At 72.6% G+C, this 23,303-nt stretch carries 22 protein-coding genes and 1 riboswitch; of the genes, 11 read left to right on the forward strand and 11 right to left on the reverse strand.

Annotated elements, in window-relative coordinates:
• Positions 1-14: 14 nt before the first annotated feature.
• Together KWI83_RS27030 and KWI83_RS27035 are read left to right on the forward strand one after the other, a co-directional pair.
• Entirely contained in the window at positions 15-782 is a 768-nt protein-coding gene (locus tag KWI83_RS27030; protein ID WP_218516997.1) for an enoyl-CoA hydratase/isomerase family protein, read from the forward strand.
• 134 nt (positions 783-916) lie between these two features.
• Positions 917-1,180 carry a hypothetical protein gene (locus KWI83_RS27035; protein WP_374106388.1) on the forward strand — a complete coding sequence of 88 codons (264 nt, stop codon included), beginning with the start codon at positions 917-919 and terminating at the stop codon, positions 1,178-1,180.
• Between the two features lie 53 nt (positions 1,181-1,233).
• Here the strand turns inward: KWI83_RS27035 and KWI83_RS27040 are convergent, their stop codons facing one another.
• Both KWI83_RS27040 and KWI83_RS27045 read right to left on the reverse strand, forming a co-directional pair.
• On the reverse strand, positions 1,234-1,446 hold the full coding sequence (locus KWI83_RS27040) for an EF-hand domain-containing protein (RefSeq protein ID WP_218517075.1): 213 nt from the start codon (positions 1,444-1,446) through the stop codon (positions 1,234-1,236).
• Positions 1,447-1,496: 50 nt separating this feature from the next.
• A complete protein-coding gene (locus tag KWI83_RS27045) occupies positions 1,497-2,411 on the reverse strand; it encodes a MerR family transcriptional regulator (RefSeq protein WP_218516998.1) in 915 nt (304 codons plus the stop codon).
• Between the two features lie 49 nt (positions 2,412-2,460).
• Here KWI83_RS27045 and KWI83_RS27050 point away from each other — a divergent pair, with 49 nt between their 5' ends.
• On the forward strand, positions 2,461-3,027 hold the full coding sequence (locus KWI83_RS27050) for a GNAT family N-acetyltransferase (RefSeq protein ID WP_308122201.1): 567 nt from the start codon (positions 2,461-2,463) through the stop codon (positions 3,025-3,027).
• A gap of 281 nt (positions 3,028-3,308) precedes the next feature.
• On the opposite strand, the gene KWI83_RS27055 is transcribed toward KWI83_RS27050, so the two are convergent.
• Both KWI83_RS27055 and KWI83_RS27060 read right to left on the reverse strand, forming a co-directional pair.
• Positions 3,309-3,812 (reverse strand): ATP-binding protein, encoded by a 504-nt coding sequence (locus KWI83_RS27055; RefSeq protein WP_218516999.1) that lies wholly within the window; start codon positions 3,810-3,812, stop codon positions 3,309-3,311.
• A gap of 292 nt (positions 3,813-4,104) precedes the next feature.
• On the reverse strand, positions 4,105-6,012 hold the full coding sequence (locus tag KWI83_RS27060; RefSeq protein WP_218517000.1) for a beta-N-acetylglucosaminidase domain-containing protein: 1,908 nt from the start codon (positions 6,010-6,012) through the stop codon (positions 4,105-4,107).
• Positions 6,013-6,278: 266 nt separating this feature from the next.
• On the opposite strand from KWI83_RS27060, the gene KWI83_RS27065 reads away from it, so the two are divergent.
• The 6 genes from KWI83_RS27065 (at position 6,279) to KWI83_RS27090 (ending at position 14,743) form a co-directional block, all read left to right on the forward strand.
• Complete coding sequence (locus KWI83_RS27065; protein ID WP_218517001.1) at positions 6,279-7,166, forward strand: hypothetical protein; 888 nt, start codon at positions 6,279-6,281, stop codon at positions 7,164-7,166.
• Positions 7,163-9,454 (forward strand): hypothetical protein, encoded by a 2,292-nt coding sequence (locus tag KWI83_RS27070; protein ID WP_218517002.1) that lies wholly within the window; start codon positions 7,163-7,165, stop codon positions 9,452-9,454. The genes KWI83_RS27065 and KWI83_RS27070 overlap by 4 nt, the downstream gene beginning before the upstream one ends.
• On the forward strand, positions 9,451-11,208 hold the full coding sequence (locus KWI83_RS27075) for a hypothetical protein (protein ID WP_218517003.1): 1,758 nt from the start codon (positions 9,451-9,453) through the stop codon (positions 11,206-11,208). The genes KWI83_RS27070 and KWI83_RS27075 overlap by 4 nt, the downstream gene beginning before the upstream one ends.
• Before the next feature lie 67 nt (positions 11,209-11,275).
• Positions 11,276-11,953, forward strand: coding sequence for a hypothetical protein (locus KWI83_RS27080; protein WP_256362875.1), 678 nt, complete (start codon positions 11,276-11,278; stop codon positions 11,951-11,953).
• Between the two features lies 1 nt (position 11,954).
• Positions 11,955-13,094 carry a protein phosphatase 2C domain-containing protein gene (locus KWI83_RS27085; protein ID WP_218517005.1) on the forward strand — a complete coding sequence of 380 codons (1,140 nt, stop codon included), beginning with the start codon at positions 11,955-11,957 and terminating at the stop codon, positions 13,092-13,094.
• The gene (locus KWI83_RS27090; protein ID WP_218517006.1) at positions 13,091-14,743 is read left to right on the forward strand and encodes a hypothetical protein; all 1,653 of its coding nucleotides are present in this window, start codon (positions 13,091-13,093) and stop codon (positions 14,741-14,743) included. Before KWI83_RS27085 ends, KWI83_RS27090 begins: the two co-directional genes overlap by 4 nt.
• 7 nt (positions 14,744-14,750) lie before the next feature.
• Here the strand turns inward: KWI83_RS27090 and KWI83_RS27095 are convergent, their stop codons facing one another.
• From KWI83_RS27095 to gcvT, 7 genes are all read right to left on the reverse strand, one after another.
• Entirely contained in the window at positions 14,751-15,428 is a 678-nt protein-coding gene (locus KWI83_RS27095; RefSeq protein ID WP_218517007.1) for a Crp/Fnr family transcriptional regulator, read from the reverse strand.
• A 2-nt stretch (positions 15,429-15,430) separates the two neighbouring features.
• Entirely contained in the window at positions 15,431-15,928 is a 498-nt protein-coding gene (locus KWI83_RS27100; protein WP_218517008.1) for a Pycsar system effector family protein, read from the reverse strand.
• Positions 15,929-15,943: 15 nt separating this feature from the next.
• The gene (locus KWI83_RS27105) at positions 15,944-16,501 is read right to left on the reverse strand and encodes a glycoside hydrolase family 25 protein (RefSeq protein ID WP_218517009.1); all 558 of its coding nucleotides are present in this window, start codon (positions 16,499-16,501) and stop codon (positions 15,944-15,946) included.
• Between the two features lie 69 nt (positions 16,502-16,570).
• Positions 16,571-17,938, reverse strand: a complete 1,368-nt coding sequence (locus tag KWI83_RS27110; RefSeq protein WP_218517010.1) for an L-serine ammonia-lyase — start codon at positions 17,936-17,938, stop codon at positions 16,571-16,573.
• A 64-nt stretch (positions 17,939-18,002) separates the two neighbouring features.
• On the reverse strand, positions 18,003-19,265 hold the full coding sequence (gene glyA, locus KWI83_RS27115; RefSeq protein ID WP_218517011.1) for a serine hydroxymethyltransferase: 1,263 nt from the start codon (positions 19,263-19,265) through the stop codon (positions 18,003-18,005).
• 14 nt (positions 19,266-19,279) lie between these two features.
• Positions 19,280-19,657 (reverse strand): glycine cleavage system protein GcvH, encoded by a 378-nt coding sequence (gene gcvH, locus KWI83_RS27120; RefSeq protein ID WP_218517012.1) that lies wholly within the window; start codon positions 19,655-19,657, stop codon positions 19,280-19,282.
• A 135-nt stretch (positions 19,658-19,792) separates the two neighbouring features.
• Positions 19,793-20,911: a glycine cleavage system aminomethyltransferase GcvT gene (gcvT, locus tag KWI83_RS27125; RefSeq protein ID WP_218517013.1), complete on the reverse strand. Its 1,119-nt coding sequence runs from the start codon at positions 20,909-20,911 to the stop codon at positions 19,793-19,795.
• A gap of 152 nt (positions 20,912-21,063) precedes the next feature.
• A riboswitch (glycine riboswitch) is annotated at positions 21,064-21,163 on the reverse strand.
• Between the two features lie 241 nt (positions 21,164-21,404).
• Between gcvT and KWI83_RS27130 the strand changes: the two genes are divergently transcribed.
• Positions 21,405-22,073, forward strand: a complete 669-nt coding sequence (locus tag KWI83_RS27130) for an AAA family ATPase (RefSeq protein ID WP_218517014.1) — start codon at positions 21,405-21,407, stop codon at positions 22,071-22,073.
• Between the two features lie 361 nt (positions 22,074-22,434).
• Positions 22,435-23,214, forward strand: coding sequence for an enhanced serine sensitivity protein SseB (locus tag KWI83_RS27135; RefSeq protein WP_218517015.1), 780 nt, complete (start codon positions 22,435-22,437; stop codon positions 23,212-23,214).
• Positions 23,215-23,303 lie beyond the last annotated feature (89 nt).

Genomic DNA, 23,303 nt, shown 5'->3' on the forward strand with positions numbered 1-23,303 from the left:
GTTAACCTGCTGGCATGACCGTGAATCTCGAAGTCGCCGAGGGCGTCGGCACCCTTCGCCTCGACCGCCCGCCCATGAACGCGCTGGACATCGCCACGCAGGACCGGCTGAAGGAACTCGCCGAGGAGGCCACGCGCCGCGACGACGTGCGCGCGGTCGTCGTCTACGGCGGCGAGAAGGTGTTCGCGGCCGGCGCGGACATCAAGGAGATGCAGGCCATGGACCACACGGCGATGGTCCTGCGCGCCCGCGCCCTGCAGGACTCCTTCACGGCGGTGGCGCGCATCCCCAAGCCGGTGGTGGCGGCCGTGACGGGGTACGCGCTCGGCGGCGGCTGCGAACTGGCGCTGTGCGCGGACTACCGCGTCGCCGCCGACAACGCCAAGCTGGGCCAGCCGGAGATCCTGCTCGGCCTGATCCCGGGCGCGGGCGGCACCCAGCGGCTGGCCCGGCTGATCGGCCCGTCCAAGGCCAAGGACCTGATCTTCACCGGCCGGATGGTGAAGGCCGACGAGGCGCTGACTCTGGGCCTGGTGGACCAGGTGGTCCCGGCGGCCGAGGTGTACGACACGGCGCACGCGTGGGCGGCGAAGCTGGCGCAGGGCCCGGCGCTCGCCCTGCGCGCGGCGAAGGAGTCGATCGACACGGGTCTGGAGACGGACATCGACACCGGTCTCGCCGTCGAACGGAACTGGTTCGCGGGCCTGTTCGCCACGGAGGACCGTGAGCGGGGGATGCGCAGCTTCGTGGACGAGGGGCCGGGCAAGGCCAAGTTCCTGTAACTACACCGTCACCGAAGTGACGGGCTCGCACAACGGGCATCACTGGCGGTGATGCTGCGTTGGCCTGGTCGGTGTGCCCGCACTCCTTGTACGCGATGAACCGCCCGAGCTGGTGGAACGCCCAGGAGTGCAGGGTGGCCCGTTGGGGCTTGCGCTGGTGGGAACGCCAGCGGCATGGCTCGGGGCATCTGACGGGCTGGGCGGCCGCGCTCGCCGCCCCGGCCGTCGCGGCAGCCCTGCGTGCCGTCCACGCCGACCCGGCCCGCCCCTGGACCGTCGAGGAACTCGGCGCCACCGGCGGCCTCTCGCGCGCGGCCTTCACCCGCCACTTCACGGCCCTGGCCGGCGAGCCCCCGCTCGGCTGTCTCACGGGGCAGTACCGGCGACAGGCTTCCTGACCGCACGCCGAAAGGACGCCCCTCGTCCGGTGAGAGGCGCCCTTCGGTGCGTGTCACTTGTTCAGGTGCGCCCAGAACTCGTCGAACGACAGGAGCTTGTCGCCGTCGAGGTCGCGGCTGGCGATGATGGCCTCGGCGACCGCCTCGGTGACGTTCCAGTCGCCGCCCTGCGCCAGAGCGGTCTTGAACTCCTTGGCGGTGATCTGCCCGTCACCGTCCGTGTCGATCCGCTCGAACTGCTTGCGCGCTTCCTCGATGTCCGCCACCGATCCGCCCCTCATCTCGTGCTCTTGCCGTCGTACTGACGCAGGTCAGATTAACTGCCCACGCGAGCCTCCAGCGCGGCGACCACCCACCCGAACTCCTCACGGTGCGCGGCGGCCGATTCCCGGCCCTTCACCACGGCGAGCAGTTCGCGGTAGCGGGCGACCCGGTCGTCGGCACTGGAGCGCAGGCGCTGGAGTACGTCGGCGGGGTCGGCGTCGCCGAGGAGGTCGCGCAGGACCTCCGCCGCCTCGGGCGACTCGGGGGCGATCCCGCGCTGCCGGGCCTCGGCGGCCAGCTGCACCAGCCGCCGCGCGAACCACATCGACGCCCCGGCGGGCACGTCCGGCCCTCGGTCGGCCGCGTTGAACTCGGCGACCTTGCGCATCCGCGCCCGGAATCGGGGATCCCGGAGCATCTCGGCCAGCTCCACCCAGGCGTCCACCTGTTCCGGCGTCGGTTGTTCCGGCAGGTCCACCGCCATGGTGCGCATCCGCTCCCGGATCACCGGATCCGCCGTGTCCAGTCCGTGGAACATCTCGTCCACGAACTCCTGCAGAATCCGGCCCCGTTCGGCGGCTGACAGCCGCGCCAGTCTGTTCATGAGCGTCATCTCCTCAGCGGTCGAGCCGCGTCGCGCCACGGTCGACAGCACCGCGCGGGTCACCTTCAGCGCCCTGATCTGCGCGTCCAGCGCCGCCACATGGGCGGCGGCCACCTCGGCGACCGTCGTCTCACCGGCCAGCACCCGGCGTACGTCGTCCAGGCCGAGGCCCAGCTCGCGCAGGGTGCGGGTCAGCTCCAGGCGGGCCACGGACGCGGCGTCGTACAGCCGGTAGCCGCCCGCGGAGCGGGCCACCGGGGGCAGGACGCTCTCGTCGGACCAGTAGCGGATGGTGCGGACGGTCAGTCCGGTGGCCCGGGCCAGCTCGCCGATGGTGAACAGACCGGTGCTGTCGTCGATCATGTCTGCGAGTCTGTGCCTTCCAGTGGGTGGAGACTCAAGGAGCACTGCGGTGGAGACCTTGCGGAACATTCTGGACACGGCGGCGCGGGGCGTCTTCCCACCGGCGGACGGCCGTACGACGGTGGTGCCCCAGCACTGCCCCCGGGACGCGGGCGTGATCGCCTTCACCGGGCACTCGGTCGTCTTCACGGACGAGGACCCCCTGTGGGTGTACGACACGTTGGGTGCCCTGGACTGTGACGCGCTCGCGGCGACGATGAACGCCCGCTTCCTCGCCGCTCTCATGGACCGCACGGGACGCACCACGGACACGATCGACGTGATGACGGTGGGCTCACCGCTGCCGGGTGAGCCGCCGCTCGCGCTGCGGGAGAACCGCGATCCCGCTCATCCGAGGGTCGTCAGCTCACGGCGGCGGCGCGACGAGGTCGGGGTGTGGGCCACCGACGGCGGTGTGCTGGTGCTGGGGCGCGGCATCGCGGGGCGGCTGGAGGCCGCTGTGGAGGTGGCGGAGGCGGTACGGCACCGGGGGCTGGGGCGGGCCCCGGCGCTGGCGGCACGGCACCTGGCCGGGGGCGAGCCGGTGTGGGCGGATTGCTCTCGCAGCCGCTCGTGATCTCGACCTTGGTTGTCTTGTCCACCGGGCAGGCGCCGACGAGGTACTTCCGGTCGATGCCGCCAGGGGCGTCGATGTAGTGGTTGTGGCCGGACTTCCACCAGTTCTTGTACAGGTCGTGGTCGTACGTCGTGGACACGGACGGAGCACAATTCCCGCCCTGTGGCGGCGGGTTGCTGATCATCACCGGTACGGCGGCGTGCCCGGCGAAGCGCCTTTACGCAGGCCGTCGCGGCCGGTCGCGCTCCCTATCGCCTCGCCTCAGCCCTCCGCAGGAGGCCCTAGCGGTCCACCACCCGCATCTCGAACCAGGTCGTCTTGCCGCGCGGCAGCAGGTCCACGCCCCAGCGGTCCGCGAGCTTGTCGACGAGGAACAGGCCCCGGCCGCTGACGTCCATCTCCTGGACCGGCATCAGACAGGGCAGCCCCCGGGAGGGGTCGCGGACCTCGACGCGGATCCAGCCCCGGGGCCGCCGCATCCGGAGGCCGAAGACACGGGCGCCGGTGTGACGTACGGCATTGCCGACCAGCTCCGAGACCAGTAGAACGACGTCCTCGGTCATCTTGGGGGACAGGCCCCACTGACGGAGCACGACGACCTGGGCGAGCCGGCGTGCCGTCGCGGCGGACTCGGGGCGGGACGGCAGCGGAACCTCCGCCTCCGTCGGATTGCCGCACAACTCCAGCGCCTTGAGCGCTCGTTCGTCCTCGGCCGTCGGCGACCAGCGCGCCGCGGTCGCACGGCCGCGTCCTTGCGGCTGTTCGATGCCCTCCAGCCCCGCCATGCCCCCATCATGGCCGCCCGGCGCGCCCTCCGGGGCCGTTCCCGCGGAATACGCTCCCCTCGGACCGTGGTTCCGGGCGCCCCGGTTGGCATATGCCGATGGCAGGTCGGAGGCGCCAACAGCCTCTCTGACCTGCGAAGAAGGGTCGGCTGGCGGCAATGGACGGACTCCCTCGACAAGACAGGCTTAAGGCTGCCTTAAGGCTTCCATAAACCGCCCCATCGAGGGAACCGGATCAGACATCGCGTCAATTGCAAGGCCGACGCGCATGTTTCAGAAAAGCGCCGCGGGTCTAGCCCAACGCCCGTGCCACGAACGCGTCCAGCACCCCCGCTCCCACCTCCACCGTCCTGGTACGGCCCTGCCAGTCGGTGACCGTGTGGGAGCGGGCGGTGTCGCGCAGGGCGCGGACCTGGGTGCGGGTTCCCGTGCCGTCCCGGAGGGCGAGTGCGGCCAGGGCCGCTCGGGCCCAGTCGTGGGTGGCGTCCAGCCAGGGGGCGGCGGAGGTGCGCAGCGCCGGTGGGACCGTGTCGCGGGCCGAGGCGAGGGTGGTGAGGTGGTCGCGCAGGGCGCCCTTCGCGTTCGGGGCGCCGCGCCGGTACGCCTCGATCAGCGCGGCCAGTTTCGGTGCCGGGGTGGTGTTGAGGCGGGAGGCGTGGTTGAGGTCGGCGAAGGCGCGCAGGGCGGTGAGGGCGCGGCGGTCGCCGGCGGCGAGCAGGTGCAGGCCCGCGTCGAGGGCGGCGGTGGGGCGGTAGGCGTCCGGGTGCCAGGCGTAGGCGGCGAGCGAGAAGAGGGCGGGGACGGACGCGGTGGCCTGGTTCATGGGGTTGGCGGTGATGCCCGCCACCGCGCCGGGGACGCCGGGGGCGCGGCCCTCGTAGGGGCCGAGGAGGAGGTTGCCCGGCGTGTAGTCGTTCACCGGGTAGTTGTCCCAGATCAGGATGGGGTGCGCGTAACGGCGGGCGGCCTCGCGGGCCTGGTCGGTGCGCAGGGTGGGGGAGACGACCAGGGGGCCCGTCCACATCACGGTGATGCCGGGGTCGAGGGCGGAGGCGAGGGTTGTCTTGTAGTCGGTGGCGCGGGTGCCGTCGTATTCCGTGGGGACCGTGATCAGGGGGGCGGCTTCCGGACGGGGGGTCAGGAAGTCGCGCTGGATGTCGTTCAGCAGGTCCGCCTGGGCGCGGGCCACCGCTGCCCGGCCATGGCCGTACGTCGTCCCGTCGGCGGCGCAGTTCCAGCGGGTGATGTCGATGTCGTCGAGCGGGACGGCGTACGAGCGCACCCCGATGTCCCAGAGCTGGCGGAACTTGCGCAGCAGGGCGGCGCGGTCGGCGGCGGAGGAGTAGCAGACGGACGGGCCGGGGGAGAGGGCGTAGACGAAGGAGACATGGCGGGCGGTGGCGCGTCGGGCCAGGGCGCGCAGGGCGGTCAGGCGTGACTCCGGGTACGGGTCGCGCCAGCGGGAGCGCAGGTAGGGGTCGTCCTTGGGGCTGTAGAGGTAGGTGTTGAGCTTCCAGCGGGCGGCGAAGTCGAGCTGGGCCAGGCGCTCTTGATGTGTCCAGGGGGTGCCGTAGAAGCCCTCGACGATGCCCCTCGTGGCGGTGGCGGGCCAGTCCCGGATGCGGACGGCGGGCAGGGTGGAGCGGGCGGTGGCCGCGCCCACGGGGCGGACCAGCTGGGCGAAGGTCTGAGCGGCGTGGAAGGCGCCGGTCCGGTCCGCTCCGGCGAGGACGACGCGGGGCGCGTCGTCGGCATGGCCGACGGCGAGGACGTAGCCGCCCTTGGGCAGGCCCTTCGGCGAACCGGCGTCCAGGTCCGCCACCGTCCCGTCGGTCACCACCAGCAGTTCGCCGGAGCGCGGTTCGTCGCCGATACGGATCTCGCGGGCGCCGCCCGCGCGCAGCGCCCGGACGAGGGTGTCGAGGGTGGCCGGGTCCGTCTGGCCTCCGGTGCGCACCGCCACGCTGCGGCCGATGGCGACCGAGCCCCGGTCGTCGCGCACGGCGCGCGGTGGGGGCCAGAGGGCGGGCACCGAGGTGCTGTTCTCGGCGTGCGGCCGGGCAGCGCCCCCGGCGGGCGGGGCTGCCCGCGTGCCGCCGTCGCCGCCGGTGCCGCCCGTGCAGTCGCGCAGCAGCAGGACGATCACCAGCCCGAGCGCGAAGCCCAGCAGTAGCGGTGGCGGGATGCGGAACGCGCGCACCAGGCCTCCCCCTCGCGCCGTCTACGTACGGTCAACTCGCCTGTGACCAACAGAGTATGACGATGTGGCAGTTGCTGGGCGGATGGGTTGCGTGAACCAGGCGGTGGGCATCGTAGAGGTCCGTGTGGTGTCTTGTCCGGATGCGCCGTGCGGAAGGGACACATGCGCCGCGTTGTGCGCCAGTTGGCGTAGACAGGCGCGCTCGCAGCTTTTATCCAGGTATTCGCGGGGCGGACGTGGCCCCGGCCGAGCACAGGAGGTCGCCGATGGTCGCGCCGGATCCCCTCAGCCACTGGATCGTTCTTCTCGACATCGAGGACTTCAGTCTGCGCGCGGAGACCGCCCAGGCGACGTTGCACGAAGAGCTGTACCACGTGGTCGAGTTCGCGCTGGCGCGCGCCGGTCTGGACCTCGACGGCTGCTCCGTGCAGGACCGCGGGGACGGGATGCTGATCCTGATCCCGATCGGCACCAGCCCCACCAGGCTGTTACGGGAACTGGTGCGGGGCCTGGAGGACGCGCTGGTCGAACACCGGGGCAAGTACAACGACGACCACCGCATGCGGCTGCGCGTCGGCCTGCACCAGGGGCTGGTGATCCAGCGCGGCCAGCGGTGGACCGGCACGGCCGTCAACGACCTGGCCCGGCTGGTGGACGCCGCCCCGGTCAAGCAGGTGCTCGCCCGGGCCACCCGGGCGCACCTGGTGGTGGTCGTCTCCGAGGAGATCCACCGGTCGGTGGTGCTGGGCCGCTACCCGGGCATCGACCCGGCGGCCTATCTGCCCGCCGACTTCGTCACCAAGCACGACGAGCCGCGCCGGGGCTGGGTCACCGTACCCGGCTATCCGGCGCCTCCCGGACTTCCCGCGGACCCGGGGGAGTCGCCACGTGACCGTGGGAGACACGGGGGAACACCCGGCACGGGCGGCGACGCGGGAGGAGCGGGCGGCGGCGCCGGCACGGGGAGCCCGGCACCGCCGCCCACGCTCTACGTCGAGGGCATGACGGGCGGGCAGCTGGCGGTCGGCGAGGGCGCGTTGGCTGTCGGGGGCGACTACGTGGAGGGGAACAAGAACGTCTACGGCCCTCCTCCGACGCCCAGTGCTGCGCCCGAAGTCCCCGCGCCCCGCCGCACCCCCGCGGACGGATCATGAGTACGCCTCCCGGACCCGCCCCCGCCGCCCCGTCGCCCGCCCCGCAGCCGGGGCCCGCGGCCGCGCCGAGGGGCGGTCAGCCCGCCCCAGCCGCATCCGGCGGGCCCGCACCGGGTGCCGGTGCGGGCGGTGATGGCCAGCCCCCGGCAGGGCCGCAGGCGCCCACCCCGGAAGCCCCCGGCGGCGGCAACAACGTCGGCGCCGGTGCCAGTGCCAGTGTCGCCACCGCCCGTACCGGCCAGGGCAGCCTGCGCGCCGGGCTGCTGCGCGAGGCCTGGACGCACATCGGCGGCGACCGGGTGCAGGGCGACAAGATCGTCATCCAGGCCCCGGGTGAGCGTGGGGTGGTCCTGCGTACGGTGGCCGCCGCCCTGGTGGAGACCGTCCGGCACACCTTCCAGGCGCCGCCCCGCTGGGACGACATCCAGGCCGACGCCTGGCAGCGCCGCTCGGTCGTGCTGCGCGGCCCCGGCGGCGCGGGCAAGACCGCGGCGGCCGTCCGGCTGCTGATCTCCGCCCAGGTGAAGGCCTGGTACCTGCTGGACTCGGTGGCCGAACTCGCCCGGCTGACCGAGCTGCGCGGGCTCGGCAGCGGCGCCGGTCTGCTGCTCGACCGCCCCCGCGACCTCGGCGAGCTGAGCGGCTCCCAACTGGCCGGACTGGAGGGCCTGCTGGAGGGGGCCGACGCCCGCCTGGTGCTGATCGCCGGGCCGGACGCCGAACTGGACCGCGGCGTCGGCGAGTACGTCCAGCGCGTCACCCGCCCGGACTCCCTGGACGCCGTACTCGCCGCCCATCTGGCCCACCGGCTCGGCGAGGCGGACGCCCAACGCGTCCTGGCCGCCGACGGCGTCGCCGACCTCACCGCGGAACTCCTGAGCGACGGGCCCGCCTGCCGTGACGCCGCCCGCCTCGCCGAGGTGCTCGCGCACGAGTACGGCGGTGGCGGCATCGAACCCGACCGGGTGCGCGCCCGGATGGACAGCTCCGGCGGCGAGGGACCGGAGGAGTGGTTCGAGGGGCTCGGCGACACCGGGCTGCGCACCCAGGCCATCGCCCTCGCCGTCCTCGGCGGGCTGCCGCAGGAGGACGTGGCGCTGGCCGCCGCCGCCCTGCTCGACCGGTTCCGCAGCGATCGAGGGGTCCTCGCAGCGAGCGTCGAGCGCGGCCCCGTACCGCTCAGACAGGACCCGTTCGCGCAGTCCCGGCGGCTGCTCGCCGAGAAGCTGCGCGCCCGTACCGTCTCCGCGGTCACCCGGGGCAGCTTCGGGTGGCTGCCCTGCACCGTCGCCGAGTACCGCAACCCCGACTACCCGCCCCGGATCATCCGGCACGTCTGGTCCGAGTACCGCATCCAGCAGGAACTCGTCGGCTGGCTGGCCGAGCTGGTCGACTCGCCCTCGCAGCAGGTGCGCAGCTTCGCCGGGACCGCGCTCGGCCTGATCGCCACCGAGTCCTTCGACCACATCGCCACCCAGGTGCTGCCCGGCTGGGTGCTGCACGAGGACAGCGGCTCCGCGCGCCGCGAGGCCATCGCCTACGCCCTGCGCGTGTGCGCCCGCGACCCGGCCCTGCGGCCCGGCGTGCACGCCCTCGTCAACGGCTGGTATCTCAGCGGCACCTGGGAGTTGCAGGCCGCCGCCGCCCGCGCGTACGGACTGTGCCTGGGCGGCGCCGACCTCGACACCGCCGTGCGCTGCCTCACCCGGCTCGGCACCGTCGACCACATCCAGGTCGCCATCGCCATCGGGGACGCCTTCGCCGACCTGGTGGAGGAGGACGTCGCCGCGCACGCCCCGCTGGTGCTGCGGGCCGTCGCCGAGATGGTGCACGAACCGCTCAGCCGTCCGGTCGGCCACCTGGTCTTCCTGATCCTCGCCGACGCCCTGGCCACCGAGGAACCCGCCGCCCCCGGCACCGCCCCGCGCTCCCGCCCCACCCTGCTGAAGCTGGCCGCTGCGGACCCGCCCGGCAGCGAACTGCGCCGCCTGCTCGGCTACCTGTGGTCCGAGGTGATCGGCGGAGAACTCTTCGGCGACGAGTCCGCCAACGTCCTGGAGGCCTGGGCCGCCCAGGCCGAGACCGACCCGCTGCTCCTCGACGACCTGCTCCGCGTCCTCGTCCAGGACGTGGCCGCGCGCAGTGCCCGCGTCGGCCGCCTCCTGCAGCGCTATGTCACGCGCTGGACCGAGCGTGACCGCTTCCGTCCCCTGCCCCGCGCCGCGGCGGTCCTCGGCAGCGCCCTGCGGCCGACCGCCGGACCCGCTCACTCTGGAGGTGCCCGGTGACCGAGCCGGTGTCGTTGATCGTCAGCACGCCGGTGCCCCGCATGGCCGTGGGGCCGACCAAGGCGACCGAACCCCATCTCGCCGTCGTCTACGCCACCGCGTCCGGCGAGGTGGCCTGCTTCGAGGGCCGCCCCATGAAGCCCTCGCAGCAGATGTTCTCCAAGTACCGCACCCGCTACGAGGTCGACATGCGCCCCTACCAGCGCTCCGCCGTCCTCGGCCGCAACCCGCTCGTCTCCCGGGACGGCGTGCACGCCTTCGAGGTGACCGTCGACTTCGCGTTCCGCATCGACGGCTGGAAGGGCGCCGAGGACTTCGTGCGCTCCGGCCTGCGCGACCCGCTGCCCGTCGTCCACGGCCACCTGGTCTCCCTCTTCCACGGCGCCGGCCAGCGCTTCGCCATCGAGGACTCCTTCGGCCTCCAGCACCACCTCAACCAGCTGTGCGCCCAGCCGGTCGTCTTCCAGGAAGGCATCAAGCTGTACGGCTGCCAGGTGCACGTCCGGCCCGACGCCAAGTCCCTGACCCACCTGGAGTCCCTCATCGAGGCCGGTCGGCGCGAGCACCTCGGCGCGGCCGAGCACATACCCAACAAGGGTGCCGTCGTCCGGCAGGCCGAGATCGAGGCCATCCAGCAGCGGGCCCAGATCGAGGCCACCGCCCGGCAGGCGGACGCGCTCGCCGACACCCTCACCACCAGCGACGGCCTGATCCGCCACTACCTGATCACCCACCCGCACGACGCGGCCGGCGCCTTCGAGATGCGCCGCCAGCTGGAGGAGGCCCGCGCGGCCACCGCCGAACTGCAGAACCAGCGCGCGCTCGGCCTGTTCCAGGTGATGGCCGAGAAGGGCCTGATACAGGCCGGTGACCTGGAACAGATGCGCCAGCAGCTCACCGGCACCGTCGGCCGCGCCACCGGCGGCGACGGCGCCCTCCCGCCCCTTGCCACCCCCCAGCTCACCGGCGCCCGCCCCTGGGACCCGCCCCAACTGCCCCCCGCCGACCAGACCCCGGCCCCTACCGGCCGCACCCCGACCCTCGTCTCACCCACCGTCGGCCCGTCCGCGCCGCCGGGACCGCTCACCCGGACCGCCGCCACCGCCCTGATCTACCTCGTCGTCGACGAGTCCCTCGACCGCGCCTGCCTCGACGAACTCCAGCGCGGACTGGACGCCCTGCACTCCGCCCTCGCCGACGCCCCGGACGTCTCCCGCGTCCTGCGGCTGGGCGTCCTCGGCATGGCCGCCACCACCGAACAGCGGCTGACCCTCGCCGAGGTCGGCCCCGGCACCCGTACCCCCCTCCTCGTGGGCCGGCGCGGGCTGTCGTACGGCCAGGCCTTCCGCACCCTGCGGCCGCTGATCGGACAGGACGTCACCGTCGTCAAGAACGACGGCGCGCAGGTGCTGCGGCCCCTCGTGTACTTCCTCACCGGCGGCGCGCCCGACGAGGGCGCCGCCTGGCGCGGCGACCACCACGACCTGACCGACACCGACCGCAACCGGGCGGCCCCGCACCTGATCGCGCTGGGCTTCGGCCGGGCCGAGGCGCAGGCCGTGCGGGGTGTGGCGACCCGCCCCGAGTTCGGTTTCATGGCCGCCCCGCACCAGGACGCCGCCTCCGCCGCGCACAGTTGTGCCGCCTTCCTGCGGGACAGCGTCGTCTCGTACGGGCAGCGCCTCGCGACCGGCGAGGCGAACTTCTCGATCAACCCGCCGGACGGCTTCCGGCGGGCCGAGGACGCGCTGTGACCCTCGGACATCCCACGACCAACGCATCCCACGCAGTCCCCCCTCGGAACAGAAACGGAAGACGATGATGGAAAGCAACCGGGGGCACTTGCTCCCCATCTACGTCCTCGCCGACGAGTCGGGCTCCATGGACGAGCACATCGACGACCTCAACGACGGCCTGCGCTCCCTGCACCAGGCGCTGCTCGGCGAGCCCATGGCCGCCGCCAAGGTGCGCTTCTCGGTGCTCGGCTTCTCCGACGACGTGATCGAACGCGTCCGCCTGGTCGACCTGCGCAGCGCGGCCGAGTTCCCGCGCCTGACCACCCGCGGCATGACCAGCTACCGGGCCGCGTTCGAGGACCTGATCAGCCGCATACCCGCCGACGTCAACCGCCTCAAGGCCGAGGGCTACCAGGTGCACCGGCCCGCGGTGTTCTTCCTCAGCGACGGCCTGCCCAACCACGGCGAGGACTGGCAGGACCCGCACCGCAGGCTCACCGACCGCAACACCACCCTGGGCGCGCCCAACATCATCGCCTGCGGGATCGTGGACGCCGACGCGCAGACGATCAGCCAGGTCGCCACCCGGCCGGAGTTCGGTTTCGTCGCGAACAAGGGCGTCGACGTGGGCGCGGCCATCGCCAAGTTCTGCACGGCGCTGACCAAGAGCGTGATCTCCTCGGGCCGTTCGCTGGGCTCGGCGTCCCCGCAGCTGGTGGTGGACAAGCCCGAGGGCTTCACCGTCGCGATCGATGTGATCTGACGTGCGGTTCCCCCATCGTCGCGCCCCCGACGAACCCACGCAGCAGACCGGCCCGGCGCCCGCGCCACCCCGCCCGGCCCCGCCCCTGCGCCCGCAACAGCCCGCGCAGGCCGGTGTCTACGACTGGCAGCAGGACACCGACTGGCAGCAGCAGCAGTTCCCGCCGCAGTCGCAGTCGCAGTCGCAGTCGCAGTCGCAGTCGCAGTCGCAGCCGCAGTCGCAGCCGCGGTCGGCGGCGCCGAAGAACATCGGCATGGACCTGTGGCGCCGGATGTCCCTCGACCAGGAGGAGGGCGCCGACTTCCCGCCCCGGCCGCCGACGGGTGGGCTGTCGTACCGCCCCGACACGGTGTGCGACGGCTGGTCGACGCACACGCTCGATCTCCGGCTGGCCTCGGTCCGCGGCCAGCAGCACCGCTGGGACGGCCGCCCACGCGAGGACGACGCGGCGGCGGCCTGGGACCCGAACACCGGCACCGTGGTGATCGCCGTCGCCGACGGGGTCTCCGACGCGCGCCAACCGCACATCGGCTCCCAACTGGCCTGCCGCAGCGCGGTCGACGAACTGCTCAAGCAGGTGCGCGAGGGCGGCGGCTTCGTCACGGACTGGCAGAAGCTGCTGTCCACGGTCCACTGGCAGCTGCGCGAACAGGCCGGCCGTCTGTTGCGCACCCCGGACGCCGGGGTGGCGGAGACAGCGGAACTGCTGGCCACCACGCTGGTCGCCGGGGTGGCCACGCCCACCCCGGAGGGCGTCCACGTCGCCCTGCTGTCGGTGGGCGACTCCGGGGTCTGGCAGATCAAGCACGAGGAGCTCTACCCGATGCTGGGCGGCAAGACGCCCGGCGCCGACGGGCTGCTCTCCTCGGCCGTGCAGCCCCTGCCGTACGTCCCCCGGGACTATCGCCCGCTGGAGTTCAGGCTGGAGCCGGGCAGCGTCCTGCTGGTCGGCACGGACGGCTTCGGCGACCCGGTCGGCGACGGGCGCGGCATGGTCGGCCGGCTCTTCGCCGACCAGCTGCGCCGCCCCGTACCGCCGCTGGGTTTCGCGCACCTGCTCGACTTCTCCCGGGAGACCTTCGACGACGACCGGACCCTGATCGCCCTGTGGCCCCGCGACCGCGAACGGACAGCGCCATGATGACGACGGTGTCCTGGGTCCGGCCCGACCAGCTCGGCGACTACACCGCGCGCTCCCTGGGCGCCGGCGGGCAGGGCAAGGTGTACGCCGTGCCCAGCCCGCCCGGCCGGTTCCAGGGCCAGTACCTCGCCTACAAGGAGTACCTGCCGGGAATCGCGTACGACGCCGACGTCCTGCACGACATGGTGGTGCTGCGCGACCTGCTGAGCCCGTCCGACCGCGCCCTGCTGGACAACCGGCTGACCTGGCCGTCCGCCATGGTCTACACGGGCCGGCCGCCGGAGCGGCTGCCGCCGTCGCAGAACGCCGGGATGCGCGTGGTCGGCTTTCTGATGCCGCGGGTGGCACCGGCGTACGAACTGCACAGCCCGAACCTGTCGGAGGTGAAGCTCCAGGCACTGGAGTTCCTGCTCAACGACGACGGCTACGCCGCCCGTATCGGCCTGCACGTCGACGACGGGCAGCGGCTGGCGCTGCTGCTCGATCTGGCGCGCACCCTGGACCGGCTGCACCGCAACGGGGTGACGGTGGGCGACCTGTCGCCGAAGAACATCCTGTTCACACTGATCGGCACGCCCAAGTGCCTGCTGATCGACTGCGACTCGATGCGGTGCCGGGGCCGGGACGTGATGTCGCAGGTGGAGACGACCGGCTGGGAGGTGCCGGAACCGGCGAAGGCCACGGCGGCCTCGGACTCCTGGAAGTTCGCCCTGGTCGCCGCGCGGGTGTTCAACCGCGACCACGACAGCACGGACCTGACGCCGCTGCGCGCCGTCTCCACCGAGCTGGCCAACCTCGCCTCGCGCGGCCAGACCCGGGACCCCGCGCGACGGCCCGCGATGGGCGAGTGGCTGACCGCGCTGGACCTGGCCCGGCACCGGATGGGCCGGCGCCCGTCGGCCGCGCCCGTCGGCAACCCGTACCAGCCGCCGCCCCCGGACCCCGAACCCCACCCGGACCCGGTCCCGTTCCAGGCACCGCAGCGGCCCCCGGCGACCTCCGGGACGGCCGGGGGCGGGCCGGCCAAGGCATTCGTGGCGCTGCTGCTGGTGATCGGGGGCCTGTGGGCCGCCGTGCAGTACGGGCCGGACCTCGTGAACTCGCTGACGTCGGGGTCGGGGGCGGCGACCGACAGCCCGTCCGTCCGGTCCGCCCCCGACACCGGCGGCACGTATCCGCCACCCGAGAACACGGCGGACGCGGAACCGGAACCGGAGTACCTGGCCGAGGCCCCCGGCGCGTCCGTGGACTACTCCCAGGCGTCCGACGCACCGCAGGCCCCGGAAGTGGCCGCCATGTTCGCCCACTTCTACGGCGCCATCAACACCAAGGACTACGACAAGGCGCTCGGCTACTACGACCCCGGCACCGCCACAGTGGACCTCGACTCCGCCGCAAGCCGCGACAAGTGGAAGGAGGTCATGGCCACCACGCAGGAGTCCGACATCGCCCTGACGGCCGTACGCGACTCCGGCGACTTCACCCTCGCCACGGTCAGCTTCCGCAGCCACCAGGACCCGGGGTACGGCCCCGCCGGCCACGAGAACAGCACCTGCACGGACTGGACGGTCACCTACCAACTGACCGGCACCGACGGCTACCGCATCTTCAAGGCACCCAAGGAGGGGGTGAGCCACTCCCCGTGCTGAGCCCGAGTCACCCGCCGAACGCCAGCCCCTTCAACTGGTCCACGGACCGCACCAACAGCGACTGACGTCCCGTCACCACCCAGCCCTGGGCACGCCACTGCTCCAGCACCCGGCTCACCGTGCGCCGGGAGGTGAGCAGCAGCCCGGCGAGGTCGTCCTGGGAGAGCGGGAGCCCGATCCGGTGGCCGGTGCCGTCGGGCTCCGGCTCGCCGCACCGCTCCACCAGGTCCAGCAGGAGGGCTGCGAGCCGGGCGGGCACCGGCTCGGTGATGCCGGTGCGCTGGGTGTCGGCCTCGCGCAGCCGCTGCGACAGCGTCTGCTCCAGCGCCGCCGCGATGGACGGCCGGGACCGGGCGTACCCGTGGAAGCGGGCCGCCGTCAGCTGCAGTACGCCGACCGCGGTGGCCGTGAGGAGCGACGCCGAGCGGCGCCGCCCCTCCAGACCGGCCTGCTCGCCCAGCAGTTCGCCCGGACCGCGCAGGGCGAGCAGCGCGCGGTAGCCCGCGTGCGACTGGGCGACCACCTTGATCCAGCCGCTCAGCAGTACGACCAGATGGTCCGAGTCCTCGCCCTGTGCCAGCAGCAGCCGGTCCGCCGGCAGCGACAGCCGGGTGCCCGAACGCTCCAGCAGGGTCCGGTCGGCGGGATCGAGCGCCTCCCAGAAGGAGGCGGGGCGGTGACCCATGGCTACCGGCCCAGCAGCCACGCGAGCACGACGACCACCACACCGGCGACGGCGAGCATCAGCGACTGCCGCACCCGCTGTTGCTTGGCCCATATGACCCGGCTCATGTCGACCAGCTGACGGCTCAGCGGAGCCAGCGCAGAGGTGTCGGCGAGTTTCTCGGCGAGCCGGTCGGGTTCCCAGTGCCGCAGATCCCCGAAGTACACGAAGTTCTGCCGCCAGTCGTGCCCCTGCGCCGTACCCAGCCGCGGACTGACGACGGAAACGGCCGCGAGCGCCGCCAGGCCCAGCAGCGCCGCACCCACCCAGAACAGCACGGTCGGAAACGCACCGTCCAGCTGCCCCAGCCGATGCCGGGACCCGGAGAACGCGATGATCGCACCCAACGCGGCCGACTCCAGTGTCAACGCGAACCCGGCCTTGGCGTCCACCTTGCCGGTCCAGTCGGTCAGCGCCGCATGAATCCGCCAGGCCGTCTCCACGGGATCCGTCTCCGCCATGCTTCCGCCCCCTGTTCAGTCGCCCCTGGCCCATGTCCGTAAGGCGTCCTTGCTCGCGAAGTCCGCGACATTCTTGTCGATCGGGTCGTCGGTGTACTGGTGAAACCGCCACTTCGCCTTGATGCGTGGCTTACCCGCGGTGACGTAGTCGGCGATCCACAGGCCGTCGCCTGCGTACGAGGTGGTGTCGACGTTCAGCCAGAAGTGGCGGTTTGCGTACAGCACCACCCGGTTGTTCGGCCGCAGCTCCTTCACCTTCCGGATGAACCGGTCCTTCTCCGCGTTGCCGGCGTGCGTCCCGGCGCCGGTGGTCTCCCAGTCGACGGCGAGGATGTCGCCGGCCCGCTCAGGGGCCCTGCTGACGAAGTACTCGGCCTGGGCGGTGAGGTTGCCCGGCCACAGGAAGTGGTAGAAGCCGACGACGAGCCCGGCGTCCCGGCCGCGCTCGGTCTGGGCGGCCAGCTTCGGGTTGACGTAGGTGCGGCCCTCCGTGGCCTTGACGAAGACGAAGGAGAGGCCGTCGGTGTCGTAGGTGGTGGACTGGTAGGAGCTGACGTCGATGCCGCGCAGCATGGGGGCTCCCGGACGTGACGGTGGGGGGACGGGAGTTGATGATTCCCCCGCGCGGCGCCGGTGACGCGATCAGCACTCGATGATGTTCACCGCCAGCCCGCCCCGGGCCGTCTCCTTGTACTTCACGCTCATGTCGGCGCCGGTGTCCTTCATCGTCTTGATGACCTTGTCCAGCGACACCTTGTGCGAGCCGTCGCCGCGCATCGCCATCCGTGCCGCCGTGACCGCCTTCACCGCGGCCATGCCGTTGCGTTCGATGCACGGGATCTGGACCAGGCCGCCCACGGGGTCGCAGGTGAGGCCGAGGTTGTGTTCCATGCCGATCTCGGCGGCGTTCTCGACCTGTTCGGGGCTGCCGCCGAGCACCTCGGCGAGGGCGCCCGCGGCCATCGAGCAGGCGGAGCCGACCTCGCCCTGGCAGCCGACCTCGGCGCCGGAGATGGAGGCGTTCTCCTTGAACAGCATGCCGATCGCGCCGGCCGCGAGCAGGAAGCGGACCACTCCGTCCTCGTCCGCGCCCGGCACGAAGTTGATGTAGTAGTGCAGGACCGCCGGGATGATGCCGGCCGCGCCGTTGGTGGGGGCGGTGACGACCCGGCCGCCGGCCGCGTTCTCCTCGTTCACCGCCATCGCGTAGAGCGTGATCCACTCCATGGCGAGGGCCTTCGGGTCGCCCTCCGAGCGCAGCTTGCGCGCGGTGTTGGCGGCGCGGCGGCGCACCTTCAGGCCGCCCGGCAGGATGCCCTCCCGGGTCATGCCGCGCCGCACGCACGCCTGCATCACCTGCCAGATGTCCAGCAGCCCGGCGCGGATCTCCTCCTCGGTGCGCCAGGCGCGCTCGTTCTCCAGCATCAGCGACGAGATCGACAGTCCCGTCTCCTTCGTCAGGCGCAGCAGCTCGTCGCCCGTGCGGAAGGGGTACTTCAGGACCGTGTCGTCCAGCTTGATGCGGTCCGCGCCGACCGCCTCCTCGTCGACGACGAATCCGCCGCCCACCGAGTAGTACGTCCTGGTCAGCAGCTCCGCCCCGGAGGCGTCGTACGCCCACAGGGTCATGCCGTTCGCGTGGTAGGGGAGGGCCTTACGGCGGTGGAGGATCAGGTCGGCGTCGAAGTCGAAGGCGATCTCCTGCTCGCCGAGGAGGCTCAGCCGGCCGGCGGCCCTGATCGCCTCCACCCGCTCGTCGGCGGTCTCCACGTCCACCGTGCGCGGCGAGTCCCCCTCCAGGCCGAGCAGCACCGCCTTGGGCGTGCCGTGCCCGTGTCCGGTCGCGCCCAGGGAGCCGTACAGCTCGACGCGCAGCGAGGCCACGGAGCCCAGCAACTCCTCGCCGCTCAGGCGGCGGGCGAACATACGGGCCGCGCGCATCGGGCCGACCGTGTGGGAGCTGGACGGGCCGATGCCGATCGAGAACAGGTCGAAGACCGAGATGGCCACGGTGACTCCTCAGGGCAGGGGTGGTGCGGTGGGCTCCACGCGGGTGTGGAGCCCACTGTCGGAACTATTTGCTCAGGCCGGGGTACAGCGGGTGCTTGTCGGCGAGCGCCTTGACCCGTGCTTTCAGCGCATCCGCCTCGTACGACGGCTTCAGCGCCTCGGCGATCACGTCCGCGACCTCGGCGAAGTCCTCGGCCGTGAAGCCGCGGGTGGCCAGCGCGGGCGTGCCGATCCGCAGCCCGGACGTCACCATCGGCGGGCGGGGGTCGTTCGGGATCGCGTTGCGGTTGACCGTGATGCCGACCTCGTGGAGCCGGTCCTCGGCCTGCTGGCCGTCCAGCTCGGAGTGGCGCAGGTCGACCAGGACCAGGTGGACGTCCGTGCCGCCGGAGAGGACGGATACGCCGTGCCGGGCGACGTCGTCCTTCACCAGCCGCTCGGCGAGCAGGCGCGCGCCTTCCAGGGTACGGCGCTGCCGCTCCTTGAAGTCCTCCGAGGCCGCGACCTTGAAGGCGACCGCCTTTGCGGCGATCACATGCTCCAGCGGGCCACCCTGCTGACCGGGGAAGACCGCGGAGTTGATCTTCTTCGCCAGTTCGGCCGTGGACAGGATCACACCGCCGCGCGGCCCGCCCAGCGTCTTGTGGGTGGTGGTGGTCACCACGTGGGCGTGCGGCACCGGGTTCGGGTGCAGCCCGGCGGCGACCAGACCGGCGAAGTGGGCCATGTCGACCATCAGGTACGCGCCGACCTCGTCCGCGATCCGCCGGAAGGCGGCGAAGTCCAGCTGCCGGGGGTAGGCCGACCAGCCTGCCACGATCAGCTTCGGCTTGTTCTCCTTGGCGAGGCGCTCCACCTCGGCCATGTCGACCAGGCCGTCCTCGCCGACGTGGTAGGCGACCACGGTGTAGAGCTTGCCGGAGAAGTTGATCTTCATGCCGTGGGTCAGGTGCCCGCCGTGCGCGAGGTTCAGACCCATGATCGTGTCGCCGGGCTTGAGCAGCGCGAACATCGCGGCCGCGTTGGCCTGCGCGCCCGAGTGCGGCTGCACGTTGGCGTGCTCGGCGCCGAACAGCTCCTTGACGCGGTCGATCGCGATCTGCTCGACCACGTCGACGTGCTCGCAGCCGCCGTAGTAGCGGCGGCCGGGGTAGCCCTCGGCGTACTTGTTGGTCAGCACCGAGCCCTGCGCCTCCATGACCGCGACCGGGGCGAAGTTCTCCGAGGCGATCATTTCGAGGGTGGACTGCTGGCGGTGCAGCTCGGCGTCGACGGCGGCCGCGACGGCCGGGTCGAGTTCGTGCAGGGGGGTGTTCAGGACGGACATGGGGCTACGACTCCTCAGCCGGCGGTGTGGGCGGCGTACTCGTCGGCGGAGAGCAGCTCGGCCGGCTCCTCGGCGATGCGCACCTTGAACAGCCAGCCGCCCTCGAAGGGCGCGGAGTTCACCAGGGACGGGTCGTTCACCACGTCCTCGTTGATCTCGGTGACCTCACCGGTGACCGGGGAGTACAGGTCGCTGACCGACTTGGTCGACTCCAGTTCGCCGCAGGTCTCGCCCGCGGTCACCTGGGAGCCCACCTCGGGGAGCTGGGCGAAGACGACATCGCCGAGCGCGTTCGCCGCGAACTCGGTGATGCCGACCGTCGCGACGCCGTCCTCGGCGGCCGACAGCCACTCGTGCTCCTTGCTGTAGCGCAGCTGCTGGGGGTTGCTCATGGCCTGGATTCTCCTGTACGGGGGTCGGTGCTGGTGGATGGAGGACTGCTGGAAACGTGCGTGAGCAGCGGAGATGCGCGCAGGGCCACGCACTGAGCGCTGTCAGTCCCTGCTTCTGGAGCTTGCTGTCAGTCTCTACTTCCGGCGCTTGTAGAACGGCAGCGCCACGACCTCGTACGGCTCGTGGGTGCCCCGGATGTCCACACCGACGCCCGGCGTGCCCGGCGCCGCGTGCGCGGGGTCGACGTAGGCCATGGCGATCGGCTTGCCCAGTGTGGGGGAGGGGGCGCCGGAGGTGACCTCCCCGATCACCTCGCCGCCGGCGACCACGGCGTACCCGGCGCGCGGCACCCGGCGGCCCTCGGCGACCAGGCCGACCAGGACGCGCGGCGGCTGGGAAGCGGCCCGCTCGGCGGCCTCGGCGAGCGCCTCGCGCCCCACGAAGTCGCCCTCCTTGTCGAACTTCACCACCCGGCCGAGCCCGGCGTCGAAGGGGGTGAGGGAGGTGGACAGTTCGTGCCCGTACAGCGGCATGCCCGCCTCCAGGCGCAGCGTGTCCCGGCAGGACAGCCCGCACGGGACCAGGCCGACGCCCGCGCCCGCCTCGGTCAGCGCCTCCCACAGGGCGACGGCGTGCTCCGGCTTCACGAACAGCTCGAAGCCGTCCTCGCCGGTGTACCCGGTGCGCGCGATCAGCGCCGGGACGCCCGCGACGGTGCCGGGCAGGCCGGCGTAGTACTTCAGGCCGTCGAGGTCGGCGTCGGTGAGCTGCTTGAGGATGCCGGGGGACTCGGGGCCCTGGACGGCGATCAGGGCGTAGGCGTCGCGGTCGTCGCGGACGGCGGCGTCGAACCCTTCCGCGCGCTCCGTCAGCGCGTCCAGGACGACCTGCGCGTTGCTCGCGTTGGCCACGACCATGTACTCGGCCTCGGCGAGCCGGTAGACGATCAGGTCGTCGAGGATGCCGCCGTCCGCCCGGCAGATCATGGTGTACCGGGCGCGGCCGACGCCGACCGAGGCGATGTTGCCGACGAGCGCGTAGTTCAGCAGCTGCGCCGCCTGCGGACCGGTGACGGTGATCTCACCCATGTGCGAGAGGTCGAACAGCCCGGCCTTCGTGCGCACCGCGAGGTGCTCGTCGCGCTCGGAACCGTAGCGCAGGGGCATGTCCCAGCCGGCGAAGTCGGTCATGGTCGCGCCCAGCGAGCGATGCAGGGCATCGAGCGCGGTACGACGGGGTGGGGTACTGCTCATCGGTCGGTCTCCCAAGGCATGACGGCGAGGTCGTTCCTCCCCATCTGTCATCGGAACCTGAGAGGTTCGCCATGACCGTCCGCGTGGAACGGTGGGCATGGCTTGCACCTTGGGTGGAGCCACTGCGGCAGCGGCCCGCTTTTCAGATGTGCCTCGCCCGCGCGGTAACGGGGCCTGAGAGATTCAAGGGAGGGACTTGCTCCTTCGGCGCCCCAGCCATGTCGTGCCTGGGGACTCTCCCGCGCGGATTCAAGCGGCCGGTATGCAGTTGGCGCGCACATCATTGCACGCATCGCTCCCGGGCGGCAGGGGGACCTTTCAGGGGTGGCACACATCGTCCACAGGGGATACACAGCGTCCACAGCCGGGCACAGTGTGCTGTGGCAGGGTTGTTGCGGGAAGCGGACGGAAACGCGAGACGTCGTGCATTACCTTCTCTTTACACTCGACGGGGACGGTAACTCGTGAACCGCCCCAGGGGAGGACGATCACGGTGAACAGGACCACGGCCTACGCGACCACCGCGGGCCTCGCAGTGCCCAAGCAGCCGACCGCCCCGGCCCGGGATGCGTGCGCCCCGCTGCCGTCCCCCGTGGTCCGCGACCTGCGCGACCGCGCGGGCCGCAGCCCGCACGCCCTGCTCTTCGGCCCGCACGACCTCGTCGTGATCACGGGCCTGCCGGGCAGCGGCAAGTCCACCCTGATGCGGCGGGCGGTCCGCGGCCGGCGCATCGACTCCCAGGACACCCGCGACCGCTGGGACCTCCGTACGCCGGACTGGCTGCCGTACGCGGTGTACCGCCCCCTCGTCCGCCTCGCGCACTACGCCGGACTGCGCCGCGCCCTGCGCACCGGCGAGGGCGTCGTCGTCCACGACTGCGGTACGCAGGCCTGGGTGCGCGCCTGGCTGGCCCGCGAGGCCCGCCGCCGCGGCGGCACCCTCCACCTGCTGCTGCTCGACGTCACCCCCGAGCAGGCCCTGGCCGGCCAGCGCGCCCGCGGCCGCGGCGTCTCGCGGTACGCGTTCCTGCGCCACCGCCGCGCCGCCGCCCGCCTGGTCCGCCGCGCCGAACGCGGTGACCTGCCCCACGGTTGCGGCGCCGCCCTCCTGCTCGACCGCGCGGCGGCGAACACACTCCGCAGAATCGGCTTCACGGGCTGACACCTACTCGCGGAGCGACGGCGGCCGGGCTGCGCCGGATCGGCGGCACGTGCTGAGCGCGGCGGCACGTGCCTTCGCTTCGCGGGCTGAGCGCCGCGGGCGGCGCCCTGTGCGGGACCGGCTGCATGGGCTGACCGTCGCGCGGATGGGCTGGGCTTCGCCGGGCTGATCGCCGTGGCGGTCGGGCTGCGCCGGATGGGCTGCGCGGGCCGGCGCCTGCTCGACCCGCGGCGGCGACCGGCTGAGCGCCGCGGTCGGTGCCCTGTGCGGGGCCGGTTGCGCGGGCTGGCGCAGCGGGCCGTGTGGGTGGCGGGTTAGCCTTTTCGGCCGGTGGTACTGGTACGGAGCAGGCGGTAGGCAGATGGACTTCCCGGGGGACATTCCGGCGCAGGCGCACCCCCATCCGCACGGCGGATGGCCCGGCAACGAGCTGGAGGAGGTGCTGTCGGCCTCCCTCGGCGTCCCGTCGGCCGGCGGCCGGATCGTCGAGGTGCTCGGCCGCAGCTTCGTGTGGGTGCCGCTGCCCAACGGCGGTGGCCCGCACAGCGGCCCCCTCGACCTGCCCAGCATGGAGATCGACGGCCAGGCCTACGTCCCCGTCTTCAGCTCCGAGGAGCAGTTCCGCCAGGTCGTCGGCTCCCACATGTCGTACACCATCGCCCCCGCCGTCGAGTTCGCCCGCGGCCTGCCCCCACAGGCGGGCATCGCGGTGAACCCGGGCGGCGTGGTCGGGGTCCCGCTGCCCCCGGCGGCCGTCGCCGAACTCAGCCGGGCCGGCCGCACCGCCCTGGACGGCCCCGCGAGCGGCGGCCGGGTCCGCCTGTTCGAGCCCGACTGGCAGGACGACCCGGTCGACTTCCTCACCGCGGCGGCCACGGAGTTCGAGGCGATCGGCGTCGTCACCACGGCCCGCCGCTGCCTGGCGGCGATCGAGACGGCGGACCCGGTGATGTTCGTGGGCGTCGAACTCTCCCAGTGGGAGGGCGACCTGCGCGCCGCCCCCCTGGACGCCCTCGGCCGCGCCCTGGGCAGGGTCCCGGTGAGGTGGCCGGTCAACCTGGTCCTGCTGGACGTGGCACAGGACCCGGTGGTCACGTGGCTGCGGGAGCGGGTGCGCCCCTTTTACCAACGGGGCCTGTAACGCCGTAGGGGCGCGGGGAACTGCGCGACAAGCCACGACGAATCCCGCACTCGCCGACGGACAATGAGTCCCGAGCCCTTGGGCGCATA

The organism is Streptomyces sp. TRM70350, from assembly GCF_019219825.1.
GTDB lineage: Bacteria > Actinomycetota > Actinomycetes > Streptomycetales > Streptomycetaceae > Streptomyces.

Bases quoted from the DNA above. Each gene is read 5' to 3' on its own strand.
- KWI83_RS27030 (WP_218516997.1), top strand. From the start codon at position 15: ATGACCGTGAATCTCGAAGTCGCCGAGGGCGTCGGCACCCTTCGCCTC.
- KWI83_RS27045 (WP_218516998.1), bottom strand. From the start codon at position 2,411: ATGATCGACGACAGCACCGGTCTGTTCACCATCGGCGAGCTGGCCCGG.
- KWI83_RS27055 (WP_218516999.1), bottom strand. From the start codon at position 3,812: ATGGCGGGGCTGGAGGGCATCGAACAGCCGCAAGGACGCGGCCGTGCG.
- KWI83_RS27065 (WP_218517001.1), top strand. From the start codon at position 6,279: ATGGTCGCGCCGGATCCCCTCAGCCACTGGATCGTTCTTCTCGACATC.
- KWI83_RS27070 (WP_218517002.1), top strand. From the start codon at position 7,163: ATGAGTACGCCTCCCGGACCCGCCCCCGCCGCCCCGTCGCCCGCCCCG.
- KWI83_RS27080 (WP_256362875.1), top strand. From the start codon at position 11,276: ATGGAAAGCAACCGGGGGCACTTGCTCCCCATCTACGTCCTCGCCGAC.
- KWI83_RS27090 (WP_218517006.1), top strand. From the start codon at position 13,091: ATGATGACGACGGTGTCCTGGGTCCGGCCCGACCAGCTCGGCGACTAC.
- KWI83_RS27095 (WP_218517007.1), bottom strand. From the start codon at position 15,428: ATGGGTCACCGCCCCGCCTCCTTCTGGGAGGCGCTCGATCCCGCCGAC.
- KWI83_RS27100 (WP_218517008.1), bottom strand. From the start codon at position 15,928: ATGGCGGAGACGGATCCCGTGGAGACGGCCTGGCGGATTCATGCGGCG.
- KWI83_RS27105 (WP_218517009.1), bottom strand. From the start codon at position 16,501: ATGCTGCGCGGCATCGACGTCAGCTCCTACCAGTCCACCACCTACGAC.
- glyA (WP_218517011.1), bottom strand. From the start codon at position 19,265: ATGTCCGTCCTGAACACCCCCCTGCACGAACTCGACCCGGCCGTCGCG.
- gcvH (WP_218517012.1), bottom strand. From the start codon at position 19,657: ATGAGCAACCCCCAGCAGCTGCGCTACAGCAAGGAGCACGAGTGGCTG.
- gcvT (WP_218517013.1), bottom strand. From the start codon at position 20,911: ATGAGCAGTACCCCACCCCGTCGTACCGCGCTCGATGCCCTGCATCGC.
- KWI83_RS27135 (WP_218517015.1), top strand. From the start codon at position 22,435: ATGGACTTCCCGGGGGACATTCCGGCGCAGGCGCACCCCCATCCGCAC.